Here is a 14,958-nt window from a genome sequence, read left to right as displayed (position 1 = left end):
GCCATATATCGACCTGGACGGCGTTAGGTTAACCTAACCTAAGTTCTTGTCCAGTGGCAGGGGCCGTCCCGGTCGCCGGGACGGCGGTCCCGGCCCGTCCCCCCGGAGCCCGCCAGGTGTTGCTGACCAAGCCCCCGCCCGAGGCGCCTCCCGCACCGCGCGCCGCGGGCGGACGGCGCGCCGCCGGGCTCGCCGCCGCGACGCTGTTCCTGCTGGTCGCGGTCGTGCTGAGCCTCGCGGTCGGCGCGCGGCCGCTGTCCCTCGGCGAGGCGTGGGACGGGCTGTTCCACGCCGACTCGGCCGCGTACGCGGTCGTCCACGAGATGCGTCTCCCGCGCACCCTGCTCGGGCTCCTCGCGGGCGTCGCGCTCGGCCTCGCCGGGGCGGTGATGCAGGCGCTCACCCGCAACCCCCTCGCCGACCCCGGGCTGCTCGGCGTCAACGCGGGCGCGTCCGCCGCCGTCGTGTCCGCGATCTCGTTCCTCGGCGTCGCCTCGTTCACCGGGTTCGTGTGGTTCGCGTTCGCGGGCGCCGGGGCGGTCGCCGTGCTGCTGTACGCGGTCGGCGGCGGGCGCGGCGCCACCCCGGCGCGGCTCGCGCTCGCCGGGTCCGCGCTGAACGCCGCGCTGTTCTCCTACGTCAGCGCCGTGCAGTTGCTCGACACCGCGTCCCTGGACCGCATGCGCTTCTGGACGGTCGGCTCCCTCGCCTCCGCGCAGAACTACACGATCGTGCGCGTCGCGCCGTTCGTCGTCGCCGGGCTCGTGCTGGCGCTGCTGCTGGCCCGTCCGCTGAACGCGCTGGCGATGGGCGAGGACGCGGCCCGCGCGCTCGGCGCGAACCCCGGCCGTGCCCGGATCGCCGCGATCCTCGCCGTGACGCTGCTGTGCGGGGCGGCGACGGCGGCGTGCGGGCCGATCGTGTTCGTGGGGCTGATGGTGCCGCACCTCGTCCGCGCGCTGACCGGGCCCGACCTGCGCTGGCTGTTCCCGTACTGCGCCGTCCTCGCCCCGGCGCTGCTGCTGGCGGCGGACGTCCTCGGGCGCGTCGCGGTGCGGCCGTCCGAGCTCCAGGTCGGGGTCGTGATGGTCGTGGCGGGCGGGCCGGTGTTCCTGTACTTCGTCCGGCGGCCGCGCGGGGCGGTGGCGGCGTGACCGTCCTGCGGACGCCGGGCGGGCTGTCGTTCCGGTTCCGGGTCCGCGCGCTCGCCGTCGCGGCGGCCTGCCTCGCCGTCGCGCTCGGGACAGGCGTGCTCCTCATCGGCAGCGGCGACTTCCCGATGAGCCCGGCCGGCGTGGTCCGGACGCTGCTCGGCCGGGGCTCGGCGGCCGACGACCTCATCGTGAACCAGCTCAGGCTGCCGCGCGTCGCGACCGGGCTCGCCGCCGGGGCCGCGCTCGGGCTGGCCGGGGCGATCTTCCAGTCGCTCGTCCGGAACCCGCTCGGCAGCCCGGACGTGCTCGGCTTCAGCCAGGGCGCGGCCACCGGCGTGCTCGCCGTCATCGTGCTGACCGGCGGCGGCACCGCCGCCGTCGCGGCGGGCGCGGCGGGCGGCGGCCTCGCGACCGGGCTCGCCGTCCTCGCGGTGGCGGGACGGCGCGGCGCGCACGGGCAGCGGCTCGTCCTCGTCGGGATCGGCGTCGCCGCGATCCTCACCGGCGTGAACGGCTACCTGCTCACCCAGGCGCGGATCGTCGACGCGGCCCGCGCCGTGCTGTGGCTGACCGGCAGCCTCGACGGCCGCGACTGGGCGGACGCGGCGCCCGTGCTCGGCGCGCTCGCCGTCCTCGGACCGCTCGTCCTCGTCGGCTGCGGCCGGGCGCTGCGCATGCTGGAGATGGGCGACGACGCCGCGCACGGCCTCGGCGTGCCGATCGAGCGCGTCCGCCTCGTCATGCTGGTCGCGGCGGTGCTGCTCACCTCGCTCGCCGCGGCGGCGGCCGGTCCGGTCGCGTTCGTCGCGCTGACCGCGCCGCAGCTCGCCGGGCGGCTGACCCGCGCGCCCGGCCCGAACCTGCTGCCCGCGGCCTGCATGGGCGCGGCGCTGCTGGTCGCCGCCGACTTCGCGGCGCAGCGCGCCTTCCCCGGCCACCAGCTCCCGGTCGGCGTGGTGACCGGGCTGCTCGGCGGCGGATACCTGGTCTGGCTCCTCGTGGCGCAACGCAAGACGGGACGCATCTGATGGAACACGCCTCGGAACACGCGCGGCTCACCGGTACCGGTCTGACCCTCGCCTACGACAAGCGCGTCATCGCCGAAGACCTGGACGTCACCGTCCCGGACGGCTCGTTCACGGTGATCGTCGGCCCGAACGCGTGCGGCAAGTCGACGCTGCTGCGGGCGCTCGCGCGGATCCTGAGACCGTCCGCCGGGACGGTCGTCCTGGACGGCCGCCCCATCGCGGACTGGCCCGCGAAGAAGCTCGCCCGGACGCTCGGCCTGCTCCCGCAGTCGTCGATCGCGCCGGAGGGCATCACGGTCGCCGACCTGGTGTCACGCGGCCGGTACCCGCACCAGAGCCTGCTCCGCCAGTGGTCGCGCGAGGACGAGCGGGTCGTCGCCGAGTCGATGGCGGCGACCGGCGTCCAGGACCTCGCGGGACGGCACGTGGACGAGCTGTCCGGCGGGCAGCGCCAGCGCGTCTGGATCGCGATGGCGCTCGCCCAGCAGACGCCGCTGCTGCTCCTCGACGAGCCGACGACCTACCTCGACATCGCCCACCAGATCGAGGTGCTCGACCTGTGCGCCGGGCTGCACGAGGAGGGGCGCACGGTCGTCGCCGTCCTGCATGATCTCAACCACGCCGCCCGATACGCCACGCACATCATCGCCATGCGGGATGGCCGGATCGTCGCGGCGGGCGAGCCGTCCGAGGTCGTCACGGCGGACCTGGTCGAGCGGGTGTTCGGGCTGCCGTGCCGTGTGATCGACTGCCCGGAGACCGGAACGCCGCTGGTCGTCCCGGCGGCGCGCGGACGGGTCCCGGCGCTGCGCTGACCCCGCCGGGAATGGTTACGACCGTCCAATGGTTGTATGCCTACAACGATTGGAGGTCGCATGCCGGAGCTCAGCCAGCGGCGCAGGATGGCAGTGCTGGCCATCTGTTGTATGAGCCTGCTCATCGTCAGCCTCGACAACACCATCCTGAACGTCGCGCTCCCCACCTTGCAGGACGACTTCCACAGCTCCGTCTCCGGGCTCCAGTGGACGATCGACGCCTACCTGATCGTCCTCGCGTCGCTGCTGATCCTGTCCGGCTCGACGGGCGACCGGATCGGCCGCCGCCGGGTGTTCCAGACGGGGCTCGCGCTGTTCACCCTCGGGTCCGTGCTGTGCAGCCTCGCGCCGTCCCTCGGGCTGCTCGTCGCCGCCCGCGTCGTGCAGGCGGTCGGCGGGTCGATGCTCAACCCGGTCGCGATGGGGATCATCACGAACGTGTTCACCGAGCCGCGCGAGCGGGCCCGCGCCATCGGCGTCTGGGGCGGCGTCGTCGGGCTGAGCATGGCGATGGGGCCGCTCGTCGGCGGGGTCCTCGTCGACTCGGTCGGCTGGCGGGCGATCTTCTGGCTGAACGTCCCGATCGGGCTCGCCGCGCTGACGCTGACCGCGCTGTTCGTGCCCGAGTCGCGGGCGGAGCGGCCGCGCCGTCCCGACCCGCTCGGCCAGGCCCTGATGATCCTGACGCTCGGCTCGGTGACCTACGCGATCATCGAGGCGCCGGGCCGCGGCCTCGGCGACCCCGTCGTCTACGGCGCCGCGCTCCTCGCCGCCGCCGCGCTCGCCGGGTTCGCGCTGCACGCGCTCCGCACTCCCGAGCCGCTGATCGACCTGCGGTTCTTCCGCAGCATCCCGTTCTCCGGCGCGACCCTCGTCGCCGTCGGCGGGTTCGCCGGGCTCGGCGGGTTCCTGTTCGTCAACACGCTGTACCTGCAGAACGTCCGGGGGCTGTCGGCGCTGCACGCCGGGGCGTACCTGCTGCCGATGGCCGCGATGACCGCGATCTGCGGGCCGCTGTCCGGACGCCTCGTCGCGAGCCGCGGCCCGCGCCTGCCGCTCCAGATCGCCGGGGCGTCGATGCTCGCGAGCGGGCTGCTGTTCGCCGCGTTCGACGCCGAGACCCGCGACGCGACGATGTTCGTCTCGTACGTGCTGTTCGGCATCGGGTTCGGGATGCTCAACTCGCCCGTCACCAACACGGCCGTGTCCGGGATGCCGCGCGCGCAGGCCGGGGTCGCGGCGGCGGTCGCGTCCACCAGCCGCCAGGTGGGGCAGGCGCTCGGCGTCGCGGTGATCGGCGCGGTGCTCGCCGCGGGGACGTCCGGGACGTCCGCCGCGCCCGCCTTCGTGGCCGCTGCCCGCCCGGCATACTGGGTGCTGACCGGTTGCGCCGCCGCCGTCCTCGTCCTCGGCACGGTCACGACCGGCCGCCGGGCCGCCCGCAGCGCCGCGCGCACGGCCGCCCTGTTCGACGCCGACGACGAGCCAGCCGGGGGACGCCACGTGGCGACGGGAGCGACCACCTCATGACCGAGCACGCCGCCGCGCCGCACCCGACGCCGTCCGGCACCCGCGCGGAGATGGCCGCCCGGACGTGGCACAACCTCCGCGTCCTGCTGCACGAGCGCGGCGACCGGCGGCGCGAGGTCACCGAGGCGCTCGGCATGAGCTTCTTCCGGATCAAGGCGCTGCGCCACATCGCCGCCGCGCCCGAGCCGATGACGCTCGGCGGCCTCGCCGACGCCCTGCTCACCGACCGCCCCTACGCCACCCTCGTGGTGGACGACCTCGTGGGGCGCGGCCTGGTGGAGCGCTCCCCGAACCCGGCGGACCGCCGCTCCAAGCTCGTCACGGCGACCGCGGCGGGCCGCGCCGCCGCCGCGAAGGCCGAGCGCATCCTCGACACCCCGCCGCCGTCCCTGCACGACCTCCCGCCGGAAGACCTGGCCGTCCTGGACCGGGTAGCCGCCCGCCTGGTGGCGGACGAGTAACGCCCCCGCCCGGCTAGGTCTCGCGGAGGTGGCGTTCGATCGACTCGACCTTGGCGTCCAGGGCGCCGGTCACGCCGGGGCGCAGGTCGGCCTTGACGACGAGGCTCACCCGCGGGGCCCGCGCGGCCACCGCGTCGGCGGCGGCCTTGACCACGGCCATCACCTCGTCCCACTCGCCCTCGACGGTCGTGAACATCGCGTCCGTCCGGTTGGGGAGGCCGCTCTCGCGCACCACCCGCACGGCCTCCGCGACGAGCCCGCCGACCTCCTCGCCGGCGCCGAGCGGGGTCACCGAGAACGCGACGAGCATCGCGCACCTCCCGAGCTAGGGCTGCAGTACGTGCCGTACCACGATCTCATCCAGCCGCCGCTCGACGATCACCCCCACCGGCCAGTCGCGCACGAGGCAGCGCAGCAGGGCCGCCTCGTGCTCGGCGAACGACGGGTCGCAGCCCTGCTGCTCAAGGCTGGACCTGATCGCGAGGACGTGGTCGTCGACGGTGAACCCCGGGACGTCCCGGACCATCGCCGTCGTCGTGGCGCGGTGCGAGTTCAGCCCGGCGAACGAGCGGCCGCAGCCGCAGCCGCCGTCGGGATCGTCCCGGTCGCGGGCGCAGACCGTCCCGATATGGACGAGTTCGCCCTCGACGCACCAGTCGAAGTCGTTGTCGCGGAATCCCTGGGTGGAGTTGGTGGCGGTGAGCAGCTTCAAGGCCAGACCCCCTCGGCCGTCCGGTGACGGGCCCCACCGTACGACGAGGGTCTGACGTAACGTCGAGAGCATGAGCGAAGACGACGACGTCCTGATCGGTCGCGACGGCCCGTTCGCCACGATCACGATGAACCGGCCGCGCCGCCGCAACGCGCTGTCCCGTGCGTTCCTGCTCGCGCTGACCGGCGCGTTCCGCGAGGTCGGCGGCACGGACGCGCGCGGGATCGTGCTCGCGGCGAACGGCCCGGTCTTCTCCGCCGGGCACGACTTCGCCGACATGGCGGGGGCGTCCCACGCCGACGTCCGCGACCTGCTGAAGGTGTGCGAGGGGCTGATGCGGACGATCCAGTCCGTCCCGCAGGTGGTGGTCGCGCGGGTGCACGGCCTCGCCACGGCGGCGGGCTGCCAGCTCGTCGCGAGCTGCGACCTCGCGGTCGCCGCCGAGAGCGCCGGGTTCGCCGCGCCGGGCGGCAGGGGCGGCTGGTTCTGCCACACCCCGCTGGTCGCGATCTCGCACAACGTCGGCCGCAAGCGCGCCGCCGAGATGGCCCTGACCGGCGAGGTGTTCGACGCGGCGACGGCCGCCGACTGGGGCCTGGTCAACTACGCGGTGCCGGACGAGCAGCTCGACAAGACCGTCCACGAGCTCCTCCAGCGCGCCACGCAGGGCAGCCCGCGCAGCAAGGCGCTCGGCAAGCAGGCGATGTACGCGCAGTTCGACCGTCCCGAGCAGGACGCCTACGCGTACGCGATCGAGGTGATGGCCGCGTCGAGCCAGACCCCGGAGGCGCAGGAGGGCATGACCGCCTTCCTGGAGAAGCGCCGCCCGGACTGGCCCGCGTGAGTCAGGGCTTGCGGCCGACGGCGCAGTAGCCGTCCACCTCGGGGGCCTCGCCGAACCGTCCCGGGTCGACCCGCCACCGCGACACCATCACGAGGCCCGGCTCCACGAGTTCGAGCCCGTCGAAGAACCGGGCGAGCTGCTCCGGACTCCGCTGCTTGTAGGGCGCGGCGCCGCTCGCGTTGTACCGCTCGTGGGCCTCGACGTTGGCCGCGCTGAGGACGTTCGTCCCGTCGTTGAGGGACAGGTGGCTGCCGGGGGCGAGCGCGTCCACGAACTTCCGCACGATCCACCGGGCCTGGTCGTCGTCGACGATGTGCCCCATGATCCCGCTGAGGATCAGCCCGACCGGCCGGGCGAAGTCGATGTTCTCGGCGGCCCGCCGCAGCACGTTCTCCGGATCACGGGCGTCGGCGTGAACATAGGCCGTCCGCCCCTCAGCCGTACTGGTCAGCAGTGCCCTGGCATGAGCGAGCACGAGCGGGTCATTGTCGACGTACACGATGACCGACTCGGGCGCGACCCGCTGCGCGACCTCATGCGTGTTGTCGACGGTCGGCAGCCCCGTCCCCACGTCGAGGAACTGCCGTATCCCGGCCTCGGCGATGAACCGCACCGACCGCATGAGGAACCCCCGGGAAGCCTGCGCCGCCTGAGCCATCCCCGGAAAGACCTGCAAGAACTGATCCCCGGCCGCACGATCAACGGGAAAGTTGTCCTTCCCCCCAAGCCAGTAATTCCAAATCCGAGCAGAATGCGGCACAGACGTATCAATCTCCGGCCGCTCAGACTCCCCGCCCTCTGCCATGGCCCACCCCCGAAGCCATAACACCCCGTCCCACACCACCGAGCAAGTAACCCGGGCCGAGAAAGGAACGCACCAACCCGAGCCAACAGGGGCGTGCCCAACCTGAGTCAGCAGGGGGCGTGACCAACCCGAGCCAGCAGGGGGTGTGACCAACCCGAGCCGACAGGGGGCGTGACCAACCCGAGCCGGCAGGGGGCGTGGGGGCGGAGCCCCCACATCGGGGGTCCGGGGGTCGCCCCCCGGGAGGAATGACCACCGCGCAATGGCCCGCGCTCTCCGCGGGCATACCTCTCCCAAAGAGGTGGGGCGGGCGGGACTCGAACCCGCGACCGGGAGATTATGAGTCTCCTGCTCTGACCAACTGAGCTACCGCCCCGAGGCGTCCGTCCCCCGGTGCGACGGGGGCGTGGCCGCGTGTCATCTTAGCGGCGGCGTGTCGGCACGGGCCACCGAGAAAGGCGCGCTCATGCGTGGTTCACCCGCGCGGAGTACTACTTCCGGCTTGTCGATGTCATACCTGTTGCGGAGTGACGGCCGCGGGTACCCGTCGGTAGGGTCCGGCGTATGTCACGACGCATCCTCGCTCTCGTCCCGGTCCTGCTGGCGCTGGTGTTCGCGGGCGCGTGCAAGGGGGACGGGTCCGGTGAGCCCGCGAAGAAGGCCGATTTCGACGCGGCGGAGACGCTGCGGCAGGCCGCGCAGGCGATGGGGGGCCTGAAGAGCGTGGCGTTCACGCTGGCTTCGGAGGGCAAGACCCCGGTCATCGTGAAGGGCGGGGACATGAAGCTGGTCCGCGCCGGTGACGCGGAGGGGACGCTGACGGTCGAGCAGCAGGGCCAGAACGTGGAGATGAAGGTCGTCGCGGTGGGCGACAGCATCTACCTGGACGCGGGCACGGGCGGTTGGCGGAAGGTCCCGAAGGCGCTGGCCGCGGCGATGTACGACCCGTCGGCGGTGCTGGATCCGGAGCGCGGCATCGCGAAGCTGCTGACGTCGGCGACGGCGCCGAAGGCGCAGGCGGTCGAGAAGGTGGACGGCAAGGAGACGAACCGGGTGGGCGCGACGCTGCCGAAGGAGCAGGTGGCGGGTCTGATCCCGGGCATCAACGCCGATCTCGCCGGGCAGGTGTGGGTGAGCCGCGCGGACCACCGGCTGGTGAAGGTGCGCGGCCAGTTCCCGGACGGGAAGGGCGCGGTGGTGATCACGTTCACCGGGTTCGACGCCGCCTACAAGATCAGCGCGCCGAAGTGAGCGGACGCCGCCGGGTCGCGATCGGCGCGGGCGGCGCGGTGGTGCTGCTGGCCGCGCTGGACGCCTACGTCGTCACCACGGTCCTGCTGCCGGTCGTCAGGGACCTCGGCGTCCCGGTCAACCGGCTGGAGCGGGTGACGCCCGTGCTGACCGGGTTCCTGCTCGGGTACGTGGCGGCGATGCCGCTGCTCGGGCAGCTCTCCGACCGGTTCGGACGGCGGCCGCTGCTCCAGGCGTGCCTGCTGTTCTTCGCGGTCGGCTCGGTGGTGACGGCCCTGGCGCAGGACGTCCCGGCGCTGACGGCGGGACGGGTCGTCCAGGGCGTGGCGGGCGGCGCGCTGCTCCCGGTGACGATGGCGCTGGCCGGCGACCTGTGGGACGAGCGGCGGCGCCCGGTCGTGCTCGGCGCGGTCGGGGCGGCGCAGGAGCTCGGCAGCGTCCTCGGCCCGCTGTACGGGGCGGGGATCGCGGCGGCGCTCGACTGGCGGGCGATCTTCTGGATCAACCTGCCGCTGGTGGCCGCGGCGATGGTCGCCGTCCAGCTCGCGGTGCCGGGCGGGCGGGGGAGCGGGCCGCGCCCCGGCGTGGACGTCCCCGGCGGGCTGCTGCTCGCGCTCGGCCTCGGGCTGCTGGTGGTCGGCGTCTACAACCCGGAGCCGCAGGAGTCGGCGCTGCCGTCCTGGGGCGTGCCGGTCCTCGCCGCCGGGGCCGTCGTCCTGGCGGTGTTCGTGCTCTGGGAGGTGAGGGCGCGGACGCGGCTGCTGGACCTGTCCGGCGTCCGGCGCGGCCCGCTGTTCGCGACGCTGGGCGTGAGCCTGCTGTCGGGCGCGGCGCTGATGGTGACGCTGGTGGACGTCGTGCTCGTCGCGCAGACCGTCCTGCACAAGGACACCACCGAGGGCGCGCTGCTGCTGACCAGGTTCCTCGTGGCGCTGCCGGTCGCGGCCGTCGCCGGCGGGCTGGTGGCCCGCCGGGTGGGGGAGCGGTGGCCGATGGCGGCCGGGATGGCGATCGCCGCCTGCGGCTACCTGCTCATCGCGGCGTGGCCCGCGGACCTGGGCAACGCGTCCTACGGCCCGCTGCCGAGGATGGACGTCGACCTCGTCGTGACGGGCCTCGGGCTCGGCCTGGTGATCGCGCCGGTGTCGTCGGCGGTGCTCGGGTTCGTCCCGGCGGCGCGGCACGGCGTCGCGTCGGCCGCCGTGGTCGTGGCGCGGATGATGGGGATGCTGCTCGGGATATCGGCCCTGTCCGCGTGGGGTTTCCACCGGTTCCACGCGCTGACGTCCGACCTGAAGCCGCCGCTGCCGTTCCTGATGTCGAAGGCCGAGTTCGCGCGCCAGATGAAGGTCTACAACGCGGCCGTCCAGGACGCGCTCCGCACCGAATACCAGGAGATCTTCTGGATCACCGCCGGAATGTGCGCCCTCGGCGCGCTGCTCGCGCTGGCCGCGAGGCCCCGCCCCGGCGGCCCGGGACGCGACCGCGAGGCCGATCAGGGTCGGGACGGTGGCCGGATTCGGTCAGCGTTGCGGCATACCGGACGGGATTCGGGAAATGATTCGGCCACGGGTCGCGTGCCGATCAGCGGACTCGGGAATATCCTGGGAAACGACGGCTAAAGGGCCTCTTGCCGGGAGGGCACTCCCCGGGGAGGTGACGCAGATGCGCAGGTCCGGCATCGGCTGGAGGGGCACCCCGCTCACCAGGCTGCGCCGGCGGCTCGGGCTGGAACGCAACGAGCTCCGGCGGCGGATAGACCGCGTTCAGCGGACGATCGCGCTCGCCCTGCTCGTACTGCTGCTCGGCGCCGCGCCGCCGCTCGCGGCCTGGACGTCCTCCTGGTCGTACGAGGCGGGCGGCCGGGCCGAGCACGCCGAGCGGGCGAACCGCCACCAGGTCGTCGCGACGGTCGTCGCGACCGGCGGCATCGGGTCGTCCGGCGACCGCTACATCCACGAGACCGTCCAGGCGACCTGGCCGGGCAAGGACGGCAAGCCCCGCACCGGGACGCTGCCGAGCTGGAAGAACGCCAAGCCCGGCGCGCAGCGCGCGATCTGGGTCGACCGCTCGGGCGAGCCGTCCGTGCGGCCCCGGCCGCACAGCCGCACGGTGACCGACGCCGCGTACGCGGGCGCCGCGACCGTCCTCGGCTGCGGGCTGCCGGTGCTGCTCGGCTACCTGCTCGTCCGGCGGCGCTGCGACCGGCTCCGCGACGACATGTGGGAGGCCGACTGGGCGCGGATGGACGCCGACGCGGGCCACAACCCCCGCTCCTGAGCGTCGGGCGGAGAGCCGTCAGGCGGGAAGCAGGGCGCGGGCCGTCTGGATCAGCGCCGCGTTGTCGGCGGCGGGGGAGCCGTCCGGGAGGGCGAGGGTGTCCTCAAGGCCCATCCGGACGTCCATGTTCAGCCGGACGGCGAGCCGCAGCACGGGCCACGCCCCGTCCTCCTCGCCGTGCAGCAGGACGGGGCGGCCGTGCTGGGTGCCGAGGTCGCCCAGCAGGGCCTTCGCCGTGTCCGTCGCGGTCTCCGGGTCGGGGTCGGTGACCTCCGCGAGGATCCGCAGCACGTGGTGCGCGTGCGGCCAGCGCAGGAACCGCCGCGCGCCGTCCGTCCCGGAGAAGATCCCGGCCTCGATCGCCACGCCCCGCTCGAACAGCGCCTCGGCGACCAGTTCGGCGCCGTCCTCGTGGAAGTTCACCGAGGCGTGGTCGGGCAGGACCGTCCAGGCGCGGATCCGCGCGGCCCGTTCGAGCGGGTCGGGGATCGTCCACGCGCCCGTGGTCACCCCGACCTGGATGGACGGGGTCGACGCGCGGACCGCCGCCACCGCCGCGGCGACGTGGGCGGGTTCCACGGTGTCGGCGCCCGCCTCGTCGCGCGGGTGCAGGTGCACGTCGTCGGCGCCGACGTCGACGGCGGCCCGGACCGCGGCGGCGATCTCCGCCGGGGAGACCGGGACCCCCTCGGTCCGGCGTCCGTTCGGGCAGACCTGGAGCATTGGACGATCATCTCAGGTGGGGATCACGGAGTGATGACGCAGGGCCCTCCGCCGCAGACGTCGACGACGACGCCGGTGGTGAGGAAGACGGCCTTCTGCCGCCGGGCGTCCGCGTTGTTGCGCGGGTCGGAGTGCGGGTTGCGGCCCTCCGTCGGTGGGACGTTGCCGATCGGCGGGACGGGGGAGCCGCTGTCCCAGACGACCATGGCCGACCCGGCGTAGGACGACTCGAACGCCGGGATCCCCCAGTAGGGCGTCCGGTCCAGGCTGCGTCCCGGCAGGACGGTGGGCGCGTGGATCCGGGCGCCGATCGTCCGGGCCTCGACCTCCGCCGCGATGGGCGAGACCTGCTGGTCGCCGAACGCGACGTGCATGAGGACGCGGTGCCGCGGCGTGCCCGGCAGCGGGTCGCGCGTCAGGTGCCGGGCGTACCCGTCGGCCTCCCCGCGGTCCCAGAGCATCTGCATCAGCGCGAGGCCGAGCTGCTGGTCGATCTTGTCCGGGTAGGCCCGGTCGAGCACCTGGCCGAACCGGGGGAAGTCGGCGCTGCGGTTCAGCAGCGTGCTGTAGTTCATCGCCGGGACGCCGAGGACCGCGCGCCGGATGTCCGGGGACACGGCGGTCAGCGCGCCGCCCATGACGCCGCCCATGCTGTTGCCGTCGTAGGTCAGCGGTGCCCGCCGGTCGATCAGCGACTCGCCCGCGTCGTTCTGGAACGCCCTGTCCTCGGCGAAGCCGCGGGTCATGGCGCGGCCGAGGAAGGTGAAGTTCAGCAGGCTCTGCTGGAGGCGGTCGGCGACCGTCCGGAAGCGGGTGATGTCGCCCAGCGCGGAGACGACGTTCGGGACGTCCTCGTCCGCCATCCCGATCCACTTGGTCGCGCAGAACACGAAGCCGTGCTCGGCCGCCATCGCCTTGACGTTGGCCGCGCCGGCCTCGCGCTCGTTGCCGAGCAGCCCGTGCCCGTAGAGGGCTGGACGCGCCGGTTCGGTGAACGCCGACTTCGGGATGTCGCACTGGAACGGCACGGCCTGCTTGTTCCCGGGCAGTTGCGCCGGGTTGCCGTCCTGGTCGCGGTTCAGCGCCGACCCGGCCGGTCCGCCGTCCTTGTCGAGGTAGCTCGGCGCCCAGACGACGCCCTTCACCTCGCGGGCGATCTTGTCGTCCACGTCGTTCTTCACGTCCGTGACCTGGAACGACGGCGAGCCCTCACCGAGCTGGCCGAGCGCCTCGTCGCGCATGCGCAGCACCTGCCCGGTGGTGCTCTGGCGGCTCGCGACGGTGAAGTCCCAGGCGAGGTAGAGGCCGTCGCGGCCGACGCCGTTGCGTGCGAGGGCGGCGAGCGTCCCGTGCTCGGCCCGCTGCCGCGCGCGGAGCGGGTCGTCGGACGGCAGCGTCGGCCCGAGGAGCTTCGCGAACGACGCGTTGGGCTCGATCACGTTCCCGGACGCGTCGCGCAGGTTCCGCAGCGCGACCGCGTAGCGGTGGCCCTCCCGCAGGTTCCGCGCCGGACGGACGATCAGCGCCTTCCGGTCGTCCGGAGCGTTCCCGTCCAGTTCGGCCCAGTACGGCTGGCGCTCGCCGGTCGCGGTGTCCACGATGACGATCGGCGCGTCGCGGCGCAGCGAGGCGCCGATGTCGGTGACCGGGGCCGCCCCGCTGCGCGCCAGGTCGACGCCGGGGACGCGGCTGAGCAGCATCGATCCGGGGGAGAAGCCGTCCGAGCGGTTCCACTCGTCCGGCTTGACGGGCGCGCCGAGCGCGTTCGTCAGCGTCGTGCTCAGGTGGACGCGGCGGCCCGTCGGGGTCGACGGGTCCGCGACGGTGTACCAGTCGTTCGGGAACGGCAGCAGGCACGCGGCCGGGTCGATCGGGTCGCAGCCGTCGCCGGTGTCGGCCGCCGCTCCGGGCGCCGCGCCGGGCGGGACGGTCAGCAGAGCGGCGGACGCGGCGAGCGCCGCGAAGGCCGACAGGACGCGTTGGGATGGACGCAACGCCTACCTCCGGGGATCGGTCCAGGGCGCCCGGGCGGCGCCGCGAGGGGACCTAAATGATCTTGGACGCCGCGGAGGATTTGGTCAAATGGTCTCGGAAACCGGCTAGTTTCTTGTCCGCGGCAGTGGGCCCATAGGAGCGCAGCACAACCGGGAGGTCCAGCAGTTCCTCGATCCTCTCCGCCGGACGGCCGCCGAGCGGCTCGTACACGGGACGCGCGGTCAGCAGCCGCCGGGTGAGGGCGGCCTGGCGGTCCAGGTCGGGCGGACCGGCGTCCAGCCGCCCGACCCGCGCGCCGCCCAGCTCGTAGGCGACGCAGACGCGCAGGTCCGGACGCGCCCCCGCGACGTCCAGATGCGTGACCGCCAGGCCGTCCGCGCCGCCCGCCGCGTCCAGCGCGTAGCGGAGCGCGACGGCGTCCAGGTGCCCGACGCGGAACGCGCCCTGCCAACGCCCGGCGGCGTTGTGCCGGTCGGGCAGGGCGGCGGTGAGCGCCGGGTCCTCGGTGACGAACGGGCCGGGGCCGTGCCGGGTCGCGTACGCGCGCAGCACCCCGAGCCGCGCGGCGGACGCGCCCGCCTCGGCGAGCAGCGTCTCCGCGTTCGCGAACGTCGTCGTCGACCAGGTCGTGTACGGGTGGAAGCCGTGCCACTCGTCCAGCAGGACGCCCTGCGCGCCCTCGAACACCACGTCCCCGGCGTGGAGCAGGCCGCGCAGATGGCCCTCGCCGACGATCTCGACCCGGTCGGCGAAGGCGGTGAACGCGGCGGCGCAGGCGTCGACGTCCGGGACGTCCTCCGAAACGTCCGCGCCGCCGGGGAAGGCGTCTCGGTACCAGTCGCGCAGCGCGGACAGCCGCCGCCGCAGCCGCGCCGGGGACCGGCAGTCGGCGACGCGCGGCGCGTCGGCGTGCGCGAGCGCGTAGGACGCCGTCTCCCCGACGCCCATCCCGCACGACCCGTGCCGGGCCGCGCCGCGCGCGGACTCCCGCGCGCGGTTCGCGGCCCGGTGGTACGGGGTCGTGAGCAGGGCGTCCGCGTCGGCGGTGAGCCGGTCGAGCGCGTCCGGGACGCCGAGCCCCCGCAGGTGGTCGGCCTCGGCGGCGAGCGCCAGCGGGTCGACCATCATGAACCGGGACAGGTGCGTCCGGACGCCGGGCGTGAGCGTCCCCGACCCGAACTGGGCGAACGTGTGGTGCCGCCCGTCGCGGGCCACGACGTTGTGCGCGGCCTGCGCGCCCCCGTTGAACCGCACGACCGCGGCCACGGGATTCGCCGAGCAGAGGTGGTCGACGACCGTGCCCTTGCCCGCGTCCCCGAAGCCGAGGTCGACGACGATCACGTGTCCCATGGTCGGCGGC

At 74.1% G+C, this 14,958-nt stretch carries 15 protein-coding genes and 1 tRNA gene; 9 read left to right on the top strand and 7 right to left on the bottom strand.

What is annotated here, in order from left to right; genetic code table 11:
• The first annotated feature begins 53 nt into the window (after positions 1 to 53).
• The 5 genes from FXF65_RS25805 (at position 54) to FXF65_RS25785 (ending at position 4,988) form a co-directional block, all read left to right on the top strand.
• Positions 54 to 1,154, top strand: coding sequence for a FecCD family ABC transporter permease (locus tag FXF65_RS25805; protein WP_148352620.1), 1,101 nt, complete (start codon positions 54 to 56; stop codon positions 1,152 to 1,154).
• Positions 1,151 to 2,182, top strand: a complete 1,032-nt coding sequence (locus FXF65_RS25800; protein WP_148352619.1) for a FecCD family ABC transporter permease — start codon at positions 1,151 to 1,153, stop codon at positions 2,180 to 2,182. The genes FXF65_RS25805 and FXF65_RS25800 overlap by 4 nt, the downstream gene beginning before the upstream one ends.
• A complete protein-coding gene (locus FXF65_RS25795; RefSeq protein ID WP_148352618.1) occupies positions 2,182 to 2,997 on the top strand; it encodes an ABC transporter ATP-binding protein in 816 nt (271 codons plus the stop codon). The genes FXF65_RS25800 and FXF65_RS25795 overlap by 1 nt, the downstream gene beginning before the upstream one ends.
• A gap of 111 nt (positions 2,998 to 3,108) precedes the next feature.
• Positions 3,109 to 4,527 (top strand): MFS transporter, encoded by a 1,419-nt coding sequence (locus FXF65_RS25790; RefSeq protein ID WP_246199101.1) that lies wholly within the window; start codon positions 3,109 to 3,111, stop codon positions 4,525 to 4,527.
• Positions 4,524 to 4,988: a MarR family winged helix-turn-helix transcriptional regulator gene (locus FXF65_RS25785; RefSeq protein ID WP_148352616.1), complete on the top strand. Its 465-nt coding sequence runs from the start codon at positions 4,524 to 4,526 to the stop codon at positions 4,986 to 4,988. The genes FXF65_RS25790 and FXF65_RS25785 overlap by 4 nt, the downstream gene beginning before the upstream one ends.
• A 13-nt stretch (positions 4,989 to 5,001) precedes the next feature.
• Here FXF65_RS25785 and FXF65_RS25780 read toward each other — a convergent pair whose 3' ends face one another.
• On the bottom strand, positions 5,002 to 5,298 hold the full coding sequence (locus FXF65_RS25780) for an MTH1187 family thiamine-binding protein (RefSeq protein WP_148352615.1): 297 nt from the start codon (positions 5,296 to 5,298) through the stop codon (positions 5,002 to 5,004).
• A gap of 15 nt (positions 5,299 to 5,313) precedes the next feature.
• The gene (locus tag FXF65_RS25775) at positions 5,314 to 5,700 is read right to left on the bottom strand and encodes a DUF7715 family protein (RefSeq protein ID WP_148352614.1); all 387 of its coding nucleotides are present in this window, start codon (positions 5,698 to 5,700) and stop codon (positions 5,314 to 5,316) included.
• A 70-nt stretch (positions 5,701 to 5,770) separates the two neighbouring features.
• On the opposite strand from FXF65_RS25775, the gene FXF65_RS25770 reads away from it, so the two are divergent.
• The gene (locus FXF65_RS25770) at positions 5,771 to 6,544 is read left to right on the top strand and encodes an enoyl-CoA hydratase-related protein (RefSeq protein WP_148352613.1); all 774 of its coding nucleotides are present in this window, start codon (positions 5,771 to 5,773) and stop codon (positions 6,542 to 6,544) included.
• A 1-nt stretch (position 6,545) separates the two neighbouring features.
• Here FXF65_RS25770 and FXF65_RS25765 read toward each other — a convergent pair whose 3' ends face one another.
• Together FXF65_RS25765 and FXF65_RS25760 are read right to left on the bottom strand one after the other, a co-directional pair.
• Entirely contained in the window at positions 6,546 to 7,349 is an 804-nt protein-coding gene (locus tag FXF65_RS25765; protein ID WP_148352612.1) for an SAM-dependent methyltransferase, read from the bottom strand.
• Positions 7,350 to 7,651: 302 nt separating this feature from the next.
• A tRNA-Ile gene (locus FXF65_RS25760) sits at positions 7,652 to 7,725 on the bottom strand.
• Positions 7,726 to 7,913: 188 nt separating this feature from the next.
• On the opposite strand from FXF65_RS25760, the gene FXF65_RS25755 reads away from it, so the two are divergent.
• From FXF65_RS25755 to FXF65_RS25745, 3 genes are read left to right on the top strand one after another with little or no spacing between them, the layout of a single operon-like run.
• Positions 7,914 to 8,600, top strand: coding sequence for an LppX_LprAFG lipoprotein (locus tag FXF65_RS25755; protein ID WP_148352611.1), 687 nt, complete (start codon positions 7,914 to 7,916; stop codon positions 8,598 to 8,600).
• Positions 8,597 to 10,222 carry an MFS transporter gene (locus FXF65_RS25750; protein ID WP_148352610.1) on the top strand — a complete coding sequence of 542 codons (1,626 nt, stop codon included), beginning with the start codon at positions 8,597 to 8,599 and terminating at the stop codon, positions 10,220 to 10,222. The genes FXF65_RS25755 and FXF65_RS25750 overlap by 4 nt, the downstream gene beginning before the upstream one ends.
• A gap of 43 nt (positions 10,223 to 10,265) precedes the next feature.
• The gene (locus tag FXF65_RS25745) at positions 10,266 to 10,880 is read left to right on the top strand and encodes an Rv1733c family protein (RefSeq protein WP_148352609.1); all 615 of its coding nucleotides are present in this window, start codon (positions 10,266 to 10,268) and stop codon (positions 10,878 to 10,880) included.
• Positions 10,881 to 10,898: 18 nt separating this feature from the next.
• Here the strand turns inward: FXF65_RS25745 and FXF65_RS25740 are convergent, their stop codons facing one another.
• From FXF65_RS25740 to FXF65_RS25730, 3 genes are read right to left on the bottom strand one after another with little or no spacing between them, the layout of a single operon-like run.
• Positions 10,899 to 11,603, bottom strand: coding sequence for a 3-keto-5-aminohexanoate cleavage protein (locus FXF65_RS25740; protein WP_148352608.1), 705 nt, complete (start codon positions 11,601 to 11,603; stop codon positions 10,899 to 10,901).
• 23 nt (positions 11,604 to 11,626) lie between these two features.
• The gene (locus FXF65_RS25735; RefSeq protein WP_246199100.1) at positions 11,627 to 13,597 is read right to left on the bottom strand and encodes a hypothetical protein; all 1,971 of its coding nucleotides are present in this window, start codon (positions 13,595 to 13,597) and stop codon (positions 11,627 to 11,629) included.
• A 52-nt stretch (positions 13,598 to 13,649) separates the two neighbouring features.
• Positions 13,650 to 14,948, bottom strand: coding sequence for an adenylosuccinate synthetase (locus tag FXF65_RS25730; RefSeq protein WP_148352607.1), 1,299 nt, complete (start codon positions 14,946 to 14,948; stop codon positions 13,650 to 13,652).
• Positions 14,949 to 14,958: the final 10 nt, after the last annotated feature.

Source organism: Actinomadura syzygii, assembly GCF_008085905.1.
Lineage (GTDB): Bacteria > Actinomycetota > Actinomycetes > Streptosporangiales > Streptosporangiaceae > Spirillospora > Spirillospora syzygii.
This window is presented reverse-complemented; position numbering and strand designations above follow the sequence as displayed.